General features: G+C 58.5%; 14 protein-coding genes. All 14 read right to left on the bottom strand.

From position 1 onward, the window contains the following. Nucleotide 1 precedes the first annotated feature (1 nt). Nucleotides 2-769 carry a DUF547 domain-containing protein gene (locus HQL76_01280; GenBank protein ID MBF0107795.1) on the bottom strand — a complete coding sequence of 256 codons (768 nt, stop codon included), beginning with the start codon at nucleotides 767-769 and terminating at the stop codon, nucleotides 2-4. Further along, complete coding sequence (locus HQL76_01275) at nucleotides 766-2796, bottom strand: U32 family peptidase (GenBank protein ID MBF0107794.1); 2031 nt, start codon at nucleotides 2794-2796, stop codon at nucleotides 766-768. Before HQL76_01275 ends, HQL76_01280 begins: the two co-directional genes overlap by 4 nt. Nucleotides 2797-2841: 45 nt before the next feature. After that, entirely contained in the window at nucleotides 2842-4140 is a 1299-nt protein-coding gene (locus HQL76_01270) for an aspartate aminotransferase family protein (protein ID MBF0107793.1), read from the bottom strand. 10 nt (nucleotides 4141-4150) lie between these two features. Further along, a complete protein-coding gene (locus HQL76_01265) occupies nucleotides 4151-5221 on the bottom strand; it encodes a hypothetical protein (GenBank protein MBF0107792.1) in 1071 nt (356 codons plus the stop codon). Further along, nucleotides 5202-7355, bottom strand: a complete 2154-nt coding sequence (locus tag HQL76_01260; protein ID MBF0107791.1) for a hypothetical protein — start codon at nucleotides 7353-7355, stop codon at nucleotides 5202-5204. The genes HQL76_01265 and HQL76_01260 overlap by 20 nt, the downstream gene beginning before the upstream one ends. Beyond that, on the bottom strand, nucleotides 7352-9013 hold the full coding sequence (locus tag HQL76_01255; GenBank protein MBF0107790.1) for an SDR family oxidoreductase: 1662 nt from the start codon (nucleotides 9011-9013) through the stop codon (nucleotides 7352-7354). Before HQL76_01255 ends, HQL76_01260 begins: the two co-directional genes overlap by 4 nt. Nucleotides 9014-9033: 20 nt before the next feature. Further along, nucleotides 9034-9660 (bottom strand): hypothetical protein, encoded by a 627-nt coding sequence (locus HQL76_01250; GenBank protein MBF0107789.1) that lies wholly within the window; start codon nucleotides 9658-9660, stop codon nucleotides 9034-9036. Nucleotides 9661-9753: 93 nt separating this feature from the next. Beyond that, nucleotides 9754-12561 (bottom strand): bacteriohemerythrin, encoded by a 2808-nt coding sequence (locus tag HQL76_01245; protein ID MBF0107788.1) that lies wholly within the window; start codon nucleotides 12559-12561, stop codon nucleotides 9754-9756. A gap of 324 nt (nucleotides 12562-12885) precedes the next feature. Beyond that, nucleotides 12886-13905 carry a thiamine-phosphate kinase gene (gene thiL, locus HQL76_01240; protein MBF0107787.1) on the bottom strand — a complete coding sequence of 340 codons (1020 nt, stop codon included), beginning with the start codon at nucleotides 13903-13905 and terminating at the stop codon, nucleotides 12886-12888. After that, the gene (gene nusB / locus HQL76_01235; protein ID MBF0107786.1) at nucleotides 13895-14389 is read right to left on the bottom strand and encodes a transcription antitermination factor NusB; all 495 of its coding nucleotides are present in this window, start codon (nucleotides 14387-14389) and stop codon (nucleotides 13895-13897) included. Before nusB ends, thiL begins: the two co-directional genes overlap by 11 nt. A gap of 126 nt (nucleotides 14390-14515) precedes the next feature. After that, on the bottom strand, nucleotides 14516-14992 hold the full coding sequence (locus tag HQL76_01230; protein MBF0107785.1) for a 6,7-dimethyl-8-ribityllumazine synthase: 477 nt from the start codon (nucleotides 14990-14992) through the stop codon (nucleotides 14516-14518). Between the two features lie 92 nt (nucleotides 14993-15084). Then, nucleotides 15085-16332, bottom strand: coding sequence for a bifunctional 3,4-dihydroxy-2-butanone-4-phosphate synthase/GTP cyclohydrolase II (locus tag HQL76_01225; protein MBF0107784.1), 1248 nt, complete (start codon nucleotides 16330-16332; stop codon nucleotides 15085-15087). Nucleotides 16333-16336: 4 nt separating this feature from the next. Continuing rightward, on the bottom strand, nucleotides 16337-16996 hold the full coding sequence (locus HQL76_01220) for a riboflavin synthase (protein MBF0107783.1): 660 nt from the start codon (nucleotides 16994-16996) through the stop codon (nucleotides 16337-16339). After that, complete coding sequence (ribD, locus tag HQL76_01215; GenBank protein ID MBF0107782.1) at nucleotides 16981-18108, bottom strand: bifunctional diaminohydroxyphosphoribosylaminopyrimidine deaminase/5-amino-6-(5-phosphoribosylamino)uracil reductase RibD; 1128 nt, start codon at nucleotides 18106-18108, stop codon at nucleotides 16981-16983. Before ribD ends, HQL76_01220 begins: the two co-directional genes overlap by 16 nt. Nucleotides 18109-18333: the final 225 nt, after the last annotated feature.

Here is an 18333-nt window from a genome sequence, read left to right as displayed (position 1 = left end):
TTCATTCACCATTGACCGACCAGTCGTAAGGAAGATCCGCCTCTGTTTTTGCATCCTTGGGAAGATCGTCGCGATAGCGGCGGACAAACCCCATGACACCACCCGAGTTGCCAAAATCATCCTCGAACCATGAAAAAATACGGGAAAGTTTGACAACGCCACCCTCGATGACGAGTCCCTTGGCCTCGTTCATGAGAAACTGGCGGGCCTGATCATCCAACTGACGGTCCAGATTGGCCGCGACATAGGGTTCCCGACGCAGGTCGGGACAACTGACGGAGGCACAGACGATGGCCATGTGGACCCGAGGATCGCCCATGGGACGAAGAATCTCATGCTCCACCTGATCCAGGGTGACCGTTCTGCCACCCACGGTTCCGGCATCCTTCTTCCAAACCGGGCCAAACAGCGATCCGACATCCTTGATGCTTTTCACCGGCCAATGATCCGCCACCATCTTCAGTGCCAGAATATTGTAGACATTGATGTAAAAGGCCAGTTTCTCCCTGGATCCCGACAAGGTGGCGACGTCGAAAGCGGCGATGGACCGGATCGTGGCGGCAAAATCGGGATCGTTCTTCAGGTCGGTATACTTGACCCGGTTGAGCCGGGTCGCGTTGACGCTGCCCGGATGGACATGACGTTCGAGAACCACCTTGTACCCTTCCCAGTCGGGTTCCACGGCATCGGCACGGTCCCATCCGAAAAAAGACAGTGCCATCAGAAATGCCACGGCGAACGGTAAACGCCAATGGGGAGTCGCATTCATGCCGGTTTCCTTTCCAGGGTGACATCATGAAGGATGACCAGGTTGGTCGGGAGTTCCGCCAGTGGTTGTGATACCGCCTCGATCGTGTGCCCGAAGACACCCCGGGTCAAGGGGCGGGGAAGGTCCAGTCGCGCCATCCGTTCGCGGGACCAGGGGCCCAGAGGCAATCCCGCCGCGACCCGGTCCAGCGCCTGGCGGTAGCAGGTGACCAGGGACGACAAGATCTCCGGCGTGTACAATGCCCCTTCGATGCGGATGCGCGCAACCCCTGCCGCGACCAATGATCCGATCCGATCCAGGGCACACAGATCTCGGGCCATGAACAGATGGTTGCGGCAGTATTGATCCGCTTCGAGCCAGTAAACGCCACCCGCCCGGTCACGCAAGGCATAGGCCCCGCCGACACACGGTCCGGAACAGGGATCGCTCCGGGAGGTCGCGGTCAAATGAACACCGATGGGACAATATTCGAGCAACATCCCCGGCAAGGCCCCATGAACGATCACCTCCAGCGGCAGGGTCGTCCGTTTGGCAAGATCCAGAATGCCCGCCAGCGGCAATTCCAAACCAGGGGTCCACGAAGAGACCCGCAACCGCCGCAACAGCGCCACCGCCCCGGTATTCCAGACATTGACACCATAATCGGCATGGAGCGGCGCCGGGGAACGGTCGTGAAAAAAAGCCAGGGTCCCCAGGTTGGCGATCCGGTATTCATCCGGCGGGTGATCCCCGAGGTCCGCCACCAACCGCTCCAGTTCCGCGAATTCCCGTTCGGTGGTGATCCGGGGGGCATGGATGCCGACTTTTTTGCCTTTCCCTCGTGCGGCGGTCATCCACTCGCGCATCCATGTTCCGCCCCACCGTTTCCGTCCTCCGGCGACAAACTGTTCCCCGCCGATGGTGATCCAGTCACAGGGGGCATCGAGCAGTGCCTCCGCCCCCTCGGGCGACCCGCAGCGGACCACGAGTTCGGGCCGCGTCCCTGATGGCAACCCGGACAGGCTCCCGCCAGGAATTTCTTCTTCATCAGCCCCTTCCCAGGGCCGTTCCTGGACGACAAGCGAAAAAAACCTTGGCTCCCGTTTGCCCGTGATCCCCGAGGAACCGGGTCCGGGCCGATGAAAGGCATGCCCGGTGTTGACCTCGCGCAAGGTATGGTGTTTGAGGCGGTTCAATTGGGCAAAATCGGTCCGGTAGGCCACTGGGTCCTCATAATAACGGTCGATGGCCTGACGGTAGCTCGCGACGATCGGGATCAGGTATTCGGCGGGACGGGCGCGTCCTTCTATTTTCAAACAATGGATTCCCGATACGGCCAGTTCGGGAATTTGATGGTACAGGCATAAATCATTACGCGCCAGGAGGTGGCGATCCGCCACCTCCCCCAGGACCCGGCCATCGCGTCGATCGATCAGACTCCACGCCCAGCGGCATGATTTCAAGCATTTACCCCGGTTGGCGCTCATACCGGCGGCGATCCCGCTGTGATAACACTGCGATCCCTGGGCGACACACATGTCGCCATGGACAAAATATTCGACTTCCAGGCCGCTCTCGCGCCCAATGCGGGCCGCCTCATGAAGGGTGATGTCCCTGGAGGCGATGATCCGGGTGACGGCCAATTCTTTCAGGAGTTGCGCCGCAAAAGGATGGTGTACCGACATCATGGTACTGGCATGAAGGGAAAGACCCGGCGCCATTTCGTGCAACAGGCGAATGACCCCGAGGTCCTGAACGATCAGGGCATCGGGGTTCATGGCGATCAGATCGGGAATTCTTTCGGTCAGCAAGGTGATTTCGGCATCGGTCAGCAGGTTGTTCAGCGCCAGGTAACACCGAACCCCGTGTTCATGGGCATAAGCCACAACCCGCGTCAGATCGTCCGCCGAAAAGTTGAGCCAGGCCCCATGTTGTCGCATGGCAAAGCGTTTCTCGGCGACATAAACCGCATCGGCCCCCGCCTCGATCACCCCCTCCAGGGCTTGCCAATTCCCTGCCGGGGCAAGGAGTTCCATTTTCTCGGACATTGCCATTTTCAATTCACGAAGCCCTTCGAAAATCGCGCGACGAATTCATGATTCCAAAAAAACACGCTCCAGGGCCGCCTCAAGATGGTCAATCTGCGACGCATCGAGGATCAGGGGCGGCATCAGCGTCAACACATTGCGGCCAGGACCCGTTTTTCCTGCCAGAACCCCATGATCTTTCAGGGATTCCAAAATATTATCCAAGGTCGCCGCGGCAGGAGTTCCATCACAATCGGCCAGTTCCACCCCCAGCATCATGCCCCTGCCGCGCACCTCGGCGATCAGGGGGACACGCTGCTGCAATCGGAGCAGAATGGACCGCAACCGTTCACCGGTCCGGGCCGCCTTTTCTTCAAGATGGTTGCGTTCCATGAAGTTCAACGTCGCCAGGGCCGCGGCACACGCCACCAGATTGCCGCCAAAAGTCGAAGCCCCCGGTCGGGTATAGGTGGCGGCAATGGCATCGGTCGTCATGAAGGCCGCGATCGGCAACCCGTTGCCCAACGCTTTGCACACGGTCAAAATATCGGGGACCACTCGCGAATGTTCGAACGCAAACCGTTTTCCCGTCCGGCAAAACCCCGTCTGCGCCTCGTCCATGATCAACAGCACGCCGTGGCGGTCGAGAATCTCCCGGACCCGTGCCCAATAGCCCTCCGGCGGCACGATGATCCCGCCATTGCCGTGGATCGGTTCGACGATGAAGGCCGCGACCTCATCGGGATGTTGCCGGAGATGCTCCTCGATGACCTCGGCGCACTCCAGGGAACATTCCGGATACGACAGCGACATGGGACACGCACGACAGACAGGGCTTGGAACAAAATGAACATTTTGTGGCGGATCGGGATCGGTTCTCCAGAAAGAAAGCCCCGTCACCCCCGTCGTCAGCCAGGTTCGTCCATGAAGGGCACGACTCAGAGCCATGAACCCCTTCCTTCCCGTCGCCAGTTTGGCCAACAACAGGGCGCCCTCGTTGGCCTCACTGCCGCTCGTGCAGAAAAAACCACGACACAACCGCCCCCCAGGGACAAATCGAGCCAGCGCTTCGGCAAGAAGGAGCATCGGTTCGGTCAGATAGATGGTGGTGGTGTGTTGCAGGGTTGCCATCTGACGGGTGGCCGCGGCCACGATTCCGGGTTCGCAGTGGCCGCAGTTGACGACCCCGACCCCCGAATAACCGTCCAGATAACGCCGACCGCCATCGTCGAAGAGCCACCCCCCTTCCCCCCGAGTCAACACCATGGGGTTTTTGTAGAAATGATAGACACAAGGGATGAGAAAACGGGATTTCTTTTCCAACATCCGTTGCGTCAGAAGGGTATGATCAAGACTCTGGGACATGTGTCAACCATCAATAGATGCCATCGTCAACGATCAGATGGCGTTGTTCGAGTCGCCCGGGGTCTCCCAATCCATCCCAGGGAGGACCGTCTGGCAGGGGCGGAACACGGATGGCGTCATCCTGTTCCACGACATTGATCAACAAGGCGCTCTCCTGCAAGCGGTGCATGACGACCTGACCACGGCTGCCATAGGCGACCTCCTGGGAAAAGTGGATCGGGCCTGGAACGCCCGTGATCCACGCCACCACCCGGGAAACGATCTGGGGAGAGGATGGATAATAACAAAGCCCCTCCTCCACTTCACCCCGCTGATGACAAACCCCGAACAGGGAATTGCCATACCCCGAAAGGACGGTGGCATTGACAAAGCGGCTGCGGTATTCATGAAAAACCTGCCGGGTCACCCGCATGCCGCCCAGATAGATGAAAGTGACCGCGCCGCATTGGTCGGTCGAGAGAAGATCGGCCAGCGGCGTCAGGATGGCGGGCGTGGTAAACAGACAGGCAATCTTCTGCACCCGGATGATGTTACGCGCCTGTTCCAGAACATGTTCCAGATAACGTTTCCGCGCCAGAGAGTGTTCGGCCAGGCGGCGAAACCAGCGCGGATCGAAATCGACGCTGAAAGGATCGCTACCGGTGGTTTGTTCGGCAATCCTGTGGGCCGCCTTGCCGATGATGTGCGGTCCCCCCGGCCCGATCCACAGCCAATGGCCCGCGGATGGCCAGGAACACCCAAGCGCCCGGGCCGTCTCCAGAAATGGAACGACAAAAGAGGCCTCGAAATCGTCCTGTGAAAAAGCGGTGGTTTTCGGCATTCCGGTCGCACCGCCCGTTTGCGCGGTGATCAGGGAAAAGCGGCCAAGCTGGGAACGGGGAATCAAGTCCTCGATTGGCCTGTGCCGCAACACGTCTAGTTCCATGGGACCCATCAGCGCCAGATCGTCGATGCAACCGATCCGGTCGCGCACCGAAAACCCAAGCTGCCGCTGCCGTTCCAGCCAATAGGGGGCGCCCCCCTCCGGGTCAAAATGAAGGGCCAGAATGCGACGCAACCATTCATCCCGATCGACGACCATGGATTCTCCTCGCGAAACGGGCCAGAAGAAATGGCAGCAGGTACAGATCGCACAACCACGCCACCAGAACCGTCAGTGCCGAAAGCCAGCCAAACTGGGCGATGGGGACAATCCGCGAAACGGTCAAGGTCAGAAAGGCGATGAACACCGTCGCGGTGGTGATCCACAACGCCTTCCCGACACGAACCAGCCCCGCGTCAAACCCATGTTCCACATCGAGGGCATGCAGCAGGTGCATGGTATCATCGACAATCACCCCGAGCATGACGCTGGCCACGAAAAAATTCATGCTGTTGATCGCAACCCCCAGCACCACCATGAGACCACCAGTGATCACGAGCGGAACAAAATTGGCAACCAGCGCCAGGACGAAAATACGCCAGGATCGATGCCCCAGCCCGAGAAACAAGGAAATCAAAAGAAATACCAGGGCAAAAGTATCGAACTGACTTTCGAGCAAACGATCCTGGGCCGCCAGGATCAGCGGCAACTGCCCCGTCAGGCGAAGGGACAAGGAGGTCCCGGTGGGAATCTTGTGTTGCCACAAACGATGAAGATCCGCTTCGATCCGCTTGTAGTCTTCCCTCTGACTGAACCCGAGGGTCACGCGCATGAGCGATTCATCGGGCTTGATCCAGCGATGGCGAATGGCCGGATCACGTTCCCTCAACACATCGCCCCCGCCGGCACTGCCGGACAGCTGGGGCCAGCGACGCACCTCGGCGAGAAACGCCTCGATGGCCGCGATCCGAACGGGTTCGGTCACCGTGCCCTTTCCGCCACAATCGATCAACAGTTCCACCCGGAGAAGTCCGCCCAGACGATCCTCGATGGCGCGGTAGGAACGCATGAGGTCCGAGGTCGGTTCGAAAAAATTCAAGGCATTGGCATCGATCACAAGACGCGGCAAAAGAAGCGCCGCCCCCAGAGCCAACACCAGAAGCGTCCCACCGATCACCGACCGTGCCATGGACCGATCGCCAACCATCCCGAACCATACGCCTCCGGAACCTCTTCCGGCTCCGACACGTTCCCATGTTCCCGATACCAGGCGCATGGCACTTGGGATGAACATCATGGATATAATGAACGAAACCATGATCCCCAAAGGGAGAATCCATCCAATATGCCGCAACGCCTCCTGGGGAGAAAACAGGAAGGCCATTGCCCCCACCGCCGTGGTCACGGCGGCGGATGTCGCCGGCTTGAATACATAAGAGAAGGCATCGGCAAAACGATAAACCCCATCGCGACCGCGCAGGGACAACAGATGAATGACGGAGGTCAGGACAACACAGAACACGAGCGGAAAAAGAATAAGCCCAAACAGGGTCATCCGGATCCCGAACCACTGGGCCGTCCCAAGGGTAAAGCCGATGGCAAGTCCCATGGCGATCAGGGTGATCACGATCAGGGAAAGACTTGCAAAATAATAGTGGACGACCGCCAGCGCCGCAAAGACCAACAGTGTCACCACCACCATCATGTCACGGGTGATGGCGGCGCTCAGGGTCTTGGAAAACCAGGAAACCCCTGCCCAATCGACCGGGATTCCCACCCGTTGCCACTCCAGTTCGATGGCATCGAGGATTCGTGGATGATCCTCCCGGCGCGCGGGATCGAGAAAAAGCAGCAATCCCGCCGTTTCCAGATCCCTGGACAACAAAAAACCGATACTTCCAGGGAACAGCTGTTCCATCCGCTTCCGGTATTCCTCCCGCCGATCGGGGTCGAAAAATTCAAGCCCGACCAAAGCCCCAGGTCCCGACGACCCGAACCATTCCCCGATGGGATCGATCACGCCGACAACCCCGTCCATCCGCGCCAGCCGGGGGATCACCTCAAGATAGTCTTCCAGCGGCGACCGGGGGTAATCCTCATCGACCGAATCAGGCCGACTGGCAAGGAGATCATGCACGCCAAAAACCAGGAGCACCGTATCATCGCCACCAAAAGTCCGGGTGAATTCCTGATAGGTTCGATACAGATCCCCTTCATGATCGATCCAGGCATCGAAGGAATGTTCCACCTTGAGTTGGGACAAAGGCCCGAAAAAGGGCAAAAGCGCCACCAGGGTCAGAACGGTGATCCATAAAAAGCGACGTTCGATGAATTGAGCCAGTTTCCGAATCATGAGGCCAGACCCGCAACCTCGTCGAGCACATGATCGTTGATGCGTGCGTAGTATTGGCTCAGGAGATGGGCAAATTTCAACCCTGTCTCACGATTGCCGGCAATATGAATCCGACCACGAAAGAAGGCCTGCCTGGGATCAAGTTCGCACCGGACGATGGCTCGAAAGGTCGGCAATGCCAGCGTGAAGGTACACTCAGGGATCATCCGTTCGCCGGACGATGGAAAGCGGGCCACCCCTCGTGAAAAACAAAGTGTCCGGTCAAACGGGACAGGACCGGTGACCACAAAACGAATGGAGGCAGTGACAAAGCGGTTTTTATGCAAAAAATCGGTACCAAAATCGCCACGGACCAAACCTTCGAAATAGCGTTCCGGATCGTCGATCCCCAGGGCATCCAGGGCAAGGCGACCCAGATTCATCGGAATCGGCACCGTGCATCGATCGGTCCCCTGATCGAATTCCCGGTCGGTTCCGCAACAATCGTTACGCTGATGAACGCATTCGCGACGTTTCGTTCTTTGGCTCAGGAATTGACGGGCGATCACGGCGGGATCGACGGGTTCCGGCGGCATCCACGCCGCCTCTTCGGGGGCGAGTCTGAAATGGACCGTTTCCTGAAGATACGGATCATAGGCACGGGTGGCCCGATGAAAACGACCCTCCAGGGAAGTACGGGGACGCTCGCGAAAATCATCGGGGTCACAAAAGGTAATCCCGGTCATCCCCATGATGCGGCAAAAAGTGTCACGAAGGGTCTTCAAGGCGATTCCCTCGGCGGCGACGACATGGCGCACCAGGATGGAATCGGTCCCGGGACGCATCAATTCCCGTTCCACGACGGCAACCACATGGTCGATGGCCACCAGATTGATACAGACCTCCGCCACCGCCGCCACGCGCACCGGGATGAACAACGTATCGTCCATCCGCCGCACCCCCAACCGTTCCATGCGTCCCCGTCCCTGTTCCAGATCCAACCGGCAACAGGCATGAAGGAACTCCAGTGCCTTCAGGAAAGCGTACAGAGTACCGACATCCCCTTCTTCCCCCAGGGGAAATCCGCCAACCACGATCGCCAGACGATGGATGCGCACACGGATGGGACTTCCAGATGCTTCGGAAAACAGATACCGTTCCGCCTCGAATTTGGATCGTTCGTAAGGATTGCGAAAGCCTTGCCCGCGATCAAAGTCAAAATGATAAAAAGGGCTTGTGGTATCTCCCGCGACAAACGCGGTGCTGGCATGAATGAACAGGGAAACATCGAGTCCGCGACATAACGAAAATGCCGCGCGTGTCCCCAGGGTATTGACCCGGTACACATCCAGTGCCCGCTGTTCCTCGAAACGGGTCAGGCCGGCGCAATGAACGAAGGCGTCGAGACGCAATCCACGAAGCCGGTCGATGGTCTCCCCGGTCAGGCCGCAATCGGTTTGCGTGACATCTCCGATCAGGATATGCAGACGCGCCATCTCCCGATCGGTGCATTCCGAAAATGGTTTCAAGGCACGAAAGATTCTTTGGCCATTGTCCCCGTTGGCCGCGCGAACCAGTGCAAACACATGCCACCCCTGGACCAGCAACCGGGCCAACACATGTTTTCCGACATACCCCGTCCCCCCGGTCAGAAAAACCCGCCGGGAATGGGTGTCCATGGACGGTATCGAATCGTTGCTCATGGTTTAATCGATAATGCGGCCTTGTCAAGAATGGCATCGGCGGCGTGAATGAGTTCGATCTCGGATTCCTCTTTTTCGGGCAGGGAGGATTGCAACAGCAGGGAGATGGTTCCGTCCGGGGCGACGATGTACGCGGCATAGCCATTCTTCCCCAGGGGGTTCCCTGGAGCGGCAATCCCCAACGCCCCGGCCAACGTTCCCTCGCGATCGACGATCACCTGGGATCGTTCCAGATTGGGAATGATCCCCCGGCCCCGGGCATCCCGTTCCTCCTTGATCTGTCTCAAACTGGAGGTGACCAGGAGTTTTTTCACCAACCACGGGGCATTGCCGACCGCGGCCACCGCCACAAACTGTTCCGGATCGATCTTCCACCCCCGGGCGACCCATCGAAAAGGAAGCTCCTTCAACAAGGGAAAGGTCGAATGCGAACCGACGACAATCAGAACGGGCGTTTTTCGCAAAAGATCGGCCATCGTTCCCGTGTCGCCAAACCCCGCCAACTCCACTTTTTCCGGAAGGTCACGAATTTCCAGGCCCAACGCCATCCCCGGAGACCCAAGCCATCCCATAACCAGAAACATACAGCCAAGAATACCCATGACGACATGACGAAGAGTCAATTTCGATCCTTTCCGTACCGATTCGGGTTCCACGCCCTCTCGGTTAATCGATAACGATGGCTTCACTGAAACGCATTCAGTCCGATCCCCCGTTCAGCGAACGCCCCCCTTGCGTAAATGTTTGGCATAGGCCTTGTCGGTCACCATGATATGGTCAATCAGCCACTCCCTGAGAAGTTTGACCAGTTTCATGTCGATGAAGGCCCCCCCTTCATTGAATTGCTTGTGAAACGCGAGGACCTGATCGACAAAGCGGGCGTGCAGGAGTTTGTGCGCCTCGGTATCGGGATAATGAGTGCGATCGAAGGCCTCTTCCTCACGTTTGAAATGAGTGGCGGTATAATCGACCAGTTCCTGAAGGATCTGCCCCAGAGCGCTTCGTCCCATACCGCGATTCATCCCGTTGTAGAGTTCGTTGATGAGCGCCACCAGCCGTTTATGATCATTGTCGAAGGTGACAATGCCAACGAGAAGTTTATCGCTCCAGGGCATGATCTGCCGGTCGATCGAGGTGGCGTCCTGGACCAGATACAGTCGGTCGAGAAGTTCGAACATTTCACGGCGCAGACTGTTGAGACGATCCATTTCGGAACGGGCCTGTTCATGTTTGCCGTTGTGGACCAGGGCGGTGATTTCACGAGCGGTATTGTGGACCTTTTCGTGGACGTTACCCAACTCTCCATACAGTTCCATGGTTCCGAACAGGTTCGTCCCCTCGGCATAATACCATTGTCCAAATTTGCACTGTTTATGACTCGATACCTCCTCGGGCCGAAGGAGAAGACGGCCACGGATCACCTGCTCCAGCCGACCCAGCCATTGAAGGTGGGCCAGTTTGATGGACCGGACATCGAAACGGGCCTTTTCGATACGCACCCCTCCGACCGCCATTTTGAGGGCATCGCTGGTTTCATGGACCACTTCGGTCAACCGGCCCGAATACTCGACGGAACCATCCAGGTAATGACTGAGCTGCATCGATTGCAGCATCATTTTCTGCACCTGGGTGGATGAGGCGAAAATTTCCTGGGCAGCCCCCTGCACCTTGGCGGCCCGATCGCGGGCGGCGGTGCTCTCCGCGGCAACCATGGCACCATTGGCGGCAACCCGCGACGCGGCACTGGCGATTTCCTGGGTTCCGGTGGCGGCCTCGACCGCGGCGCGCGCCACCTCCTGGGAGGCCGCCTCCAGCTCATGGGCATTGCGGGAGACCTCGGTGGCGGCGGCACTGACCTGTTCCATGGCGCGGGAGATGCCATTGATCTCACGATTCTGCGAATCGACCGCCTTGGTAATCTCCTGGTTGGCGGCATTGATTTCCTGCACCCTTTCGGTAATGCCCAGGGTCGCCTTGGAGACATCCTTGACCAATCCCCTGATTTCGGAGGTTTTCTCCTGAATCATCCGGGTTGCGTCGGTGGTTTGGCGTGCCAGATCCTTGACCTCGTTGGCGACCACGGCGAAACCAAGCCCCGCCTGTCCCGCCCCGGCCGCCTCGATGGCGGCGTTCAAGGCGAGCATGTTGGTCTGGTTGGCGATGGTCTTGATCAGATCGACCACCTTGCCGATCTCGGTGGCGGAAACGGCCAGACGGTTCATGACCTCCATCGATTCCCTGGCATTCTGCTTCGCCTGGGCTGACATGTCGTCCGCCTGCTGGCAACGTTCCCGGATCGATTCCAGGGAGTGGGTCAGATCGACGACGGAACGGGACACATTGTTGACCGAAACATTGACCTGATCAAGACTGGCGTTGACCCCCGCCACATTGCTGGTCATCTCTTCCGCGGCGGAAGCCATGGTGTTGACGTTGGTGCTGGCCTGCTCCGACGCGGCGGCAATGGCAGTCACGTTCTCCGACAGTTGTTGCGCCGCCTGCGACACCGTCTCGATGTTGGTGACGGCATCGAGAATGTTGTCGTTAAGCTCCTTGGTTTCCCTGTCCAGGCGATCGTTTTCCTGGACCACGGATCGGGCCAGGGCATGATTGTCGTTGGAATCCTTGCGCAAGGCCCCCTTGAGCGGAACCATCTCATCCACCACCGACATGACCGATTCCGATTGCAGCAACACCGCATGGATGACGTGCGACAATTGGTCCGCCATCGTGTTCAGGCCCAGGAAAATGCGGCCAAAAGAGTTGCCGGAGGTCACATGAAGCCGTTGCGTCAATTCTCCCCGGCTCAAAAGTTCAACCCCATCCTCGATTTGCGCAATGGAGTGGAGAATCGAACGCAGAAACAGGACGATGACCGCCAAACCAAACACTGTCCCGACAAACAGGATCAGCGCCAACCCCAGCTGATGGCGTTCGACCTCATCGGCATGTTGCACAGCGCCGCCGTGAAGGGATTCGATTCTCCCACGCATCCGCTCCACCAGTGCATCCATTCCCTGGGCCGTCGGTCGGTCGATTCCCGATACCGCCTTGTCGATTCGTGGAATCGACTGGATGTCGCCGGGGACATGGTTGGCCTGGAGGGCTTCACGATAATGACGACCAAGATTTTTATGGTTTTCAATCAGCTCAAGCACACTCCGGGTATCTTCCCCCAGGTTCTGAAAAGCGCGGTGAACCTCTTTCAATTCCTCCTGAACCTTCCCCTCGACAGTGACGAACTGCTTGAAATACTTGAACTCGTTTACCGGTTCCTTCGCCTGATGGCCGCGAATGAGGGTATTTTTCCATTCCTGCACCTGGCGGCCAAACAATGTCGCCGCCTTCTCGGCATGGGACGCAGCCTGGGAAACCATGGCCAGGTCACGCGAGGAAACGGTTTGTCGATGGATTTCCACGCTTTGCCACACATTCAAGCCCACCATGACCATAAGCAGGGCAATGATAAAATAAAATCGATAATGAAGAGAAAGATTGTCAATCCACAACAGAAAAGATTTCATTTCTCGACCCGATGGCGCGAATTTCGACCGGAAACCCATGCAACAACTTCTGGCAGCGAACCCTGATGATCACGGCATTTCCAGGTCATCATATCATTTTTGAATGCCGGGAAAAACAGTTCGCGGACCCATTCCTCGAACTTGTTCGAGGTTCGGAATTTCATTCCTTGATAACACTGGAAAAACAGGGTACCGTAGAATTGACGGTACGATCGGTTGTCTGGTTCGGTTACTTTCCAGCAAACTTCTTTCAGAATACACTATCCAAACGTGCTCTGGAATCGACGGGCTGGGCTTCGCGCTACGTACCGTGACACGTCACGATCAAAAATGTCTGAACCCCGGAACGGCGAAGGAAAGCGGGTTGCCATTATCCAGAAGGCGGACCTCCTTGCGATCGGTGACGATGCCGATTTCGGTCAAGGTCACGCCCAACCGGGCGGCGATCGCGGGTAGTTGGTCGGCGGCTCCCGGGGCCACGGCAAACAAGAGTTCGTAATCCTCTCCTCCCGTCAACAGCAGTGGCCATCGGTCGTGTTCGCTACCCTCCAGCCATTGGCGGGCGGGTGGCGAAAGGGGAATCCGCCGAAGATCAATGTCGGCGCCGACACCCGATGAGCGACACAAATGTTGCGCGTCCGCGAGAAGGCCATCGGAAACATCGATGACGGCCCGGGCAATGGCCGCGTCCACCAGGGTCAGTCCCAGGTCGGTCCGAGGCATCGGACGCAGGTGTCGCTCCATCAGAAACCGGATGGCGGCGGGATCCATCCGCCGGAGGGTTTCGTCCACGCCAAGCAGATGACGCAAACCAAGCGCGGCATCACCGATCGTCCCCGAGACGAAGAGCCGATTCCCCGCCGCGGCCCCGGCACGCAGCAAGGAACGTTCATGACCGACAACGCCGAACATGTTGATGGTCAAAACGATCGGGCCGTCCGTCCTTGTCGTGTTGCCACCTGCCAGAGTGACCCGAAACCGCGCCCCCGCCTCGTTCATCCCCAGGGCCAGCCGTTCCACCCACGCCAGGGGGGTCGATGATGGCAGCGTAATGGAAAGAAGATACCACCGGGGTTCTCCTCCCATGGCGGCGATGTCGGACAGATTGACCGCGACCGCCTTCCAACCCAGATCCCTGGGATCGGCGTCCCGGACAAAATGGACCCCTTCCACCAAGGTATCGGTCGTTGCCAGCAAATCCTGGGTCCTGGGCACCAGAAACACCGCAGCGTCATCGCCAATCCCCATCCCCACCCCGGGTACATCGGTCCGCTCCAAAGTCTTGAAACAGTGATCGATGAGACCGAATTCCCCCAGCGATGCCACCGTTGCGTCATTCGTCACGCTTGTCACTCCCATCGACTCGGGGACGGACCTCCCGCGCCAGGCGGTCCAAAACCCCATTGACAAAAGCACTCGATTTCTTGTCCCCATAACGCTTGGACAGAATGATGGCCTCGTTGATGATGATACCAATCTCCAGATCCGGTTGGGTCATCAGTTCAAAAACCGCCAGCCGCAGAATATTGCGATCGATGGCGGCGATCCGGTGCATCGACCAGTTGTCCGTCGCCTGGGAAATGCGTTGGTCCAGGTCCTCGATCCGGTTCCATGTCCCCGAGGCGATTCGTTGAAAATAGTCCATATCGACATGACCGGCCTGGATCTCCTCGCTCAATTGTTCCACGGCATGGCGGATGTGTTCGCCGGTGATGTCACTCTGGTAAAGGGCCTGCAAGGTCAGTTCCCTGGCCTTGTGTCGTCCCGCGGGATGCTGAGCGGCGCGGGCAAGTTCCATCGGATCGAGGGTGGAGGTGTCCTGGGTCATTGTACCGTCCCGTATCGGTCGCGGGTCATGAATCATGATTCGGCCCTGGCGTTGGCCTGGATGCGACAGCTGCAACCTTTCGCCCCGTTTTCCGGACCAAGACACCCCCCGACCAGACGACAGGCATCATATTTTTGTGAACAGATTGACCATTTCGATCAGGGAAAGCGCGGTTTCCCATCCCTTGTTGCCCGCCTTGGTCCCGGCCCGATCGATGGCCTGTTCCACCGTATCGGTCGTCAACACGCCAAACCCCACCGGAATTCCGCTCTCCATGGCGATGGCGGCGACCCCCTTGCTGACCTCCGCGGCGACATAGTCGAAATGAGGCGTCGCGCCGCGGATGACCGCACCCAGACAGGCAATCCCGGCATATTGGCCGCTCCTGGCCATCCGGGACAGGGCCATGGGAATCTCGAAGGCCCCGGGGACCCGGACCACGGTAATCCCCGATGTCTCGATCCCATGTCGGTGAAAACAATCGAGCGCCCCCTCCAGCAGGCGTTCGGTGATGAATCCATTGAACCGGGAGACGATAATGCCGTAAACCCCTCCCTGACCGGCGTCCAGACGACCTTCCAGAATGCGAACCTGTTCGGACATGAATCGACTTTCGTTGAAATAGGATGGGATGTGCGCCTTGCTGTTCTTGAACCGGAAAATGTTCCGCGAAACCTCCCGGCATTGCCACGCTGCTATGAACTCTTCTCGTCTTGTTCTTCCAACTCCGGAAGGCTTGCGGGAAGGAAATGACCCAGTTTGTGGCGTTTGGTCGCCAGATACTGGGCGTTGCTGTGGTTGGCCGGAATGGCAATGGGAACCCGTTCCGTCACTTCCAGGCCATACCCTTCCAGGGCGATGATTTTTTTCGGGTTGTTGGTCATGATCCGGATCTTGCGAACCCCGACATCCCGAAGCATCTGCGCCCCGATGCCATAATCACGCAAATCGGCGGGAAATCCAAGTTTCTTGTTGGCCTCGACCGTATCCAGTCCCTGGTCCTGAAGGTTGTAGGCATGCATCTTGTTGATCAGTCCGATCCCGCGCCCTTCCTGGCGCAGGTACAGAAGCACCCCGCACCCTTCCTGACCGATATGGCGCATCGCCGAATGCAACTGACTGCCGCAATCGCAGCGCTCGGAACCAAAAAGATCGCCCGTCAGGCATTCGCTGTGGACCCGCACCAGGACCGGTCGATTCGAGTCGATTTCCCCCTTGATCAGGGCGACGTGTTGAAAGGCATCGACATCGTTGGTATACACGATCAGGCGCCATTCTCCCCCGAAGTGGGAAGGAAGCCGGGTTTCGACCTGACGATGGACCAGTTTTTCGTTCTGGGTTCTGTAAGAGATCAAATCGGCGATGGTCCCGATCTTGATGCCATGGTTCCGTGCAAAGGGAATCAGGTCCGGGACCCGGGCCATGGTACCGTTTTCGTTCAAGATTTCGCAGATGACCGCCGCCGGTTTGCGACCCGCCATCCGTGCCAGATCGACCGAGGCCTCGGTATGTCCGGCCCGTACCAGAACCCCGCCGTCCTTGGCAATCAGGGGAAAGACATGTCCCGGACGGACAAGGTCCGTGGGAAGGCTCTGCTCATCGATGGCAACAGCAATGGTCCGGGCGCGGTCATGGGCAGAAATACCGGTGGTGACACCGGTTTTCGCTTCGATGGATACGGTGAAGGCGGTCTTGAACTTGGCATCGTTGTCCACCACCATGAGCGGAATCTGAAGATATTCGACCCGTTCCCGGGTCATCGCCAGACAGATCAGACCACGACCGAATCGGGCCATGAAATTCACCGCCTCGGACGTGCAATCCTCGGCGGGTATGATCAAATCGCCTTCGTTCTCACGGTTTTCATCATCGACAAGGATGATCATCCGTCCCTGGCGGAAATCCTCGATGATTTCCTGTATGGAGTTGAAGTCCGAGGACATGTCCCTAGAAACCTTTCCTGGTCAAAAAAGCCTCATCGACGATCGATGATGGACGTAACGGGTTTCCCGCCGTCAGGAGCCGTTCCACGTAGCGGCCCAGGAGGTCGGTTTCCACATTGACACGGCTGCCCGTGGTCAGGGTGGCGAGGGTGGTTTTCTTTCCGGTATGGGGGATGATGTTGACGCAAAACCGGGTGACCGCGTCGTCATCCACCACTTCATTGACCGTCAGACTGACCCCATCGATGGCAATGGAACCCTTGGCGATAATATAACGCCCAAAGGTGGCGGGCACACGGAACCAAATGCCCAGAGAATCCCCACGAGGTACCAGACGTTCGACCGCACCCACGCAATCCACATGTCCCTGAACGAGATGTCCGTCCAGGCGACCTCCCAGAACCAGGGCCCGTTCCAGGTTGACCGTCTGACCGATGCGCAGCTGTGCCATGGTCGTGACCGCGACCGTCTCCCGTGAGACCTGGACGGAAAAACCGGTCGCTTCCCTGGTGACCACCGTCAGGCACACCCCATTGATGGCGATGGAATCGCCCAGCGCCACCGTGGCCATGTCGAAAGGGGCACGCACCCCCAGGATCCACGAGGAGCCGCCTTTTTGCAGGCTCTGAATGGCGCCGGTATCCTCGATCAGGCCGGTAAACATGGTCCATTCCGCATGAAATCACCCAAAGTCGCGGTCAACAGCACATCCTTGCCCAGATGTGTCACCTCAAGCCCCTGCAATGCGATGGCCTCGGACAGAAAGGATGCGCCCGCACCACCAAGGAGACCGGGTGCATTCACGCCACCGATGAACATGGGGGCCAGGTACAAAAACAAACGATCCACCAGTCCCTCTGTCAGCAGCGATCGGGTCAAGGTGCTTCCCGCCTCCGACAGGACGCTGTTGACCCCCATGCCGGCCAAACGCCGCATCATGTCGGCCAGATCGACCCGTCCCTGGCCGTCGTCACGGCAGATCAGAAGTTCCGCGCCCCGATCACGCAGGCAGCGGGCTGTTTCGTGATTCGCCGCCGCAATCGTGGCAATCCACAAAGGCGCACCATTGGATGCCGTCCAAATCGCCGCATCCAATGGAAAACGCAGACCTGAATCGACCACCAGTCGAATCGGATCGCGCCCCCCGGCGATGCGGCAGTTCAGACGGGGATTGTCGGCGAGAAGGGTCCCGATCCCGACCATGACCACATCATGGGTGTCGCGCAGGCGGGCGACGCTGGTCCGTGCCTCGGGACCGGTGATCCACTGGCTTTGCCCGGTATGGGTTGCCGTCTTTCCATCCATCGACGCGGCCATCTTGAGCGAAACCAACGGTCGTCCCCGGGTGACCCGACTGATGAAAGGGGCATTCAGCGCCCAGGCCTGGGCCTCCCGGAGGCCAACCCGGACCACTATACCAGCCTCCTTCAGCCGCGCAAACCCCCGGCCTGCCACTCGGGGGTCGGGATCGGTCATGGCGGCGACCACTTCGGTCACTCCGGCCTTGATCAGGGCATCGGCGCATGGCGGGGTACGTCCTTGATGGCTGCATGGTTCCAGGGTGACATAGGCAGTGGCGCCCCGCGCCAGAGGACCGGCTTGTGCCAGGGCATGAACCTCGGCGTGTCCCAGGCCCGCCTTCGGGTGAAACCCCTGACCCACGACCCGCCCTTCCCGGACCAGAAGACAGCCGACGACCGGATTGGGATGGGTTCGGCCCAGACCACGCGCGGCAAGCCGCAGTGCCCGATCCATCATCCGCAAATCCATCGACATGACGTGCTCCAAAAAAACGATGCCTCAAAAAAATATTGAAAGAAAAAAGGGGTCTGGGGGATTGCCCCCAGGGTTTTGACTTTGATTTTGACTTTCACGCGCCCTTTCACCCGAAGCAAGATTCCCTCGTGGTTTTTGCGGGAATCTTGCTTGAGGCGCGCGCCTGGTTTTTGCGAAAAGATCGGGACGCATTGCAAGTTTTCACGCAAGGGGGTTGCCCTTCTT

This window comes from Magnetococcales bacterium, assembly GCA_015228815.1.
In the GTDB taxonomy this organism is placed as follows: Bacteria; Pseudomonadota; Magnetococcia; order Magnetococcales; family UBA8363; genus UBA8363.
This window is presented reverse-complemented; position numbering and strand designations above follow the sequence as displayed.